This is a genomic window from Streptomyces sp. NPDC001890 (assembly GCF_042891445.1).
GTDB lineage: Bacteria > Actinomycetota > Actinomycetes > Streptomycetales > Streptomycetaceae > Streptomyces.
Genome location: NZ_JBIATE010000053.1, coordinates 1 through 2,371, shown reverse-complemented (window position 1 = coordinate 2,371; position 2,371 = coordinate 1). Strand labels below are relative to the sequence as shown.

The following is a 2,371-nucleotide window of genomic DNA, read 5'->3' as shown; positions in this document are numbered from 1 at the left end:
CTTCACCTTCGGCGACGGCACCGGGACCGCCCCGGCACCCCTGGTCAACGGGGTTGCCACCCTCACCCATACATACGGGACGCGCTCCGGCAGCCCGTTCACCGTCACCGCCGCCTACAACGGCTCCTCCGATCACGCACCCTCCACCGGCACCGACACCCAGATCCTCAACCGGGCCACGACAACGACGGCGCTCACCTCGTCCCCGAACCCGTGTGCGGTGGGTCAACTCGTCACCCTCATCGCGACCGTGGCCCCGGTGGCACCCGCCACGGGAACCCCCACGGGCACAGTCACCTTCACGTGGGGCGACGGGACCGCCAGTGATTCGGCTCCGCTCGTTAACGGGGTCGCCACGCTCACCCATGCGTATGCGACGCGCTCCGGCAGCCTCTTCACCGTCACCGCGGCGTACGGCGGCGACACCAGCTACACGACCTCCAGCGGAACCGGCACACAAACGGTCAACCAGGCCACGAGCACCACGACGGTCACCTCCACGCCGGATCCGTCGGGGATCGGGCAGCAGGTGGCCGTCACCGCCGTGGTGGCCGCCGCGACGCCGGCGTCCGGCACGCCGACCGGCACTGTGACGTTCAGCTTCGGGAACGGCACCGCGCCCGTCCCCGCCGCGCTGGCGAACGGAGTGGCCACGGCCACGACCACGTACAGCGGCACGACAGGCAGCCCGTTCTCGATCACGGCCGCCTACGGCGGCGACACGGGCTACGCACCCTCCACCAGCACAGACACCCAGACCGTCAGCGGCGCGGCGACAACCACCGCGGTGACCACGTCCCCCAATCCCTCAAGGCCGGGAAACAAGATCACCACCACTGCCACGGTGTCCGTGGTCCCCCCGGCCACCGGCACCCCCACCGGATACGTCACGCTCGCCCTGGCCGACCGCGAGACCCAGGTCCTGCCCCTGAAAGACGGCATCGCCACTACTACCTTCACCTCCGTCAACCCTGGCACCTACCCGGTCACCGCGACCTACTCCGGTACCGGCACCTTCGCACCCTCCACGGGAAAGACCACCCAGATCGTCAACCAGCCGTCCTGATCCTGAGCCTGCCTCGATACGACGCAGGCCGGCGGGTCCCCGAACCCGCTGGTCTGCTGGGGTGGTGTGCCATCAAGACGCGCTGAAGGTGGAGTCCTTCCTCGAACGCGACGTCCTGATGCGACCAGACCATGCCCAGCCCGGCCAGCTGTTTCACCCGCCCCGGATCCAGTTGCCCGGCTTTGTGGGTTTTGCGTTGGTCGGCGAGCCGTGTCCCGAGCGGGAACCCGTATTCAGCCCTGGTGTGAGTTGGGGTGTGTGGGTGGTTCCGGGCTGGGGTGCTGCAAGTTGAGTGAGAATTGTTCGGGATGGTTTCGGGTGGGGTCGTAGCCGGTCTGGCCTGGTGCTATCTCAATTCTGTTGAGAATTAACGGTGTTGTTGCAGATGGGTGTCCGCGTCTAATGGCACGTTCGGGTTTTTGCTGGTCAGGGGTGTTCTGCCTGGTCAGAGGGGTCGGAGTTAGCGGCCACGGGTGATGTGGTGGGTTTCAGCTTGGTGGTCCAGGCGGATGGTTTCCAGCGATGCCTTGGTGATGCGTTCGGTCCCGTCGAGAATGCTGGTGATCGCGGCTTGGCGGATCAGCCGGGTCAGGCTCCCGATCCGTCCTGCGGTCCGCTGGTGGAGGTAGGCGGTGTGGCGGGCCAGTGTCCCTGCCCGGTGCGCACGTAGATCGAGGGCGGCTTCGACCCCGGCGATCAGTTCTCTGAAGGGTTCGTGTTTCCCTATGCGTGCGGGGAACGGCCCGCATTCCACGAGGGAAGCCCGCCCGGCGAGTTGGGCCCCCGCGTACCCCGGAGAAAAGGGCAGTGGTGGTGACGTCGATGCCCGCGTACACGAACGTCGCCCGGATGCGTTCGGTGAGGTCTTTCAGCAGGTCTGCGGTTTGCGCGCCGGTGGTGGTGCGGGGGTTGAGCCGGGGGATCTCGTCGATGAGGACCAGGCGCACGCCGGCCTGGTTGTAGGTGTGGCAGACGGCGTCGGTGATCTGGGCCTGCGTCATCCGGCCGGTGACGGGGATACCGAGGTAGCGGGCGAACTCCGTCGCGAGTGTTTTCGCGCTCGCTGCGGGCGGCACCAGAACGTAGGCGACCGGTACCGGTGCGTGCACGCGGCCGTCCGGTGCCGGGTGCTGCTGGGTGTGGGCGAGGTGGCAGGCCCGTCCGACGGTCAGGAGGGCGGTGGTCTTTGAAGCTTCCCCGTGATCTTGGGCACTCGATCTTTATGCCGCGAGGTCGTGTTGGTGCCGCTGTCGGGTCTCGGCTGGGGTGAGGTAGCCAAAGACCTTGTGCTTGCGCAGTCGGCGG

General features: G+C 67.4%; 2 protein-coding genes and 1 pseudogene. 1 reads left to right on the top strand and 2 read right to left on the bottom strand.

All coding sequences use genetic code 11. From position 1 onward, the window contains the following. Positions 1-1,066, top strand: a 1,066-nt coding sequence (locus ACFYY1_RS41935; protein WP_388595268.1) for an Ig-like domain-containing protein, incomplete at its 5' end; no start/stop codon positions are given. On the opposite strand, the gene ACFYY1_RS41930 is transcribed toward ACFYY1_RS41935, so the two are convergent. Together ACFYY1_RS41930 and ACFYY1_RS41925 are read right to left on the bottom strand one after the other, a co-directional pair. After that, entirely contained in the window at positions 1,050-1,376 is a 327-nt protein-coding gene (locus ACFYY1_RS41930; RefSeq protein WP_388595281.1) for a helicase associated domain-containing protein, read from the bottom strand. The genes ACFYY1_RS41935 and ACFYY1_RS41930 overlap by 17 nt on opposite strands. A 150-nt stretch (positions 1,377-1,526) precedes the next feature. Further along, positions 1,527-2,259: pseudogene (locus ACFYY1_RS41925) on the bottom strand (TniB family NTP-binding protein); the annotation flags it as partial. Between the last annotated feature and the right edge of the window lie 112 nt (positions 2,260-2,371).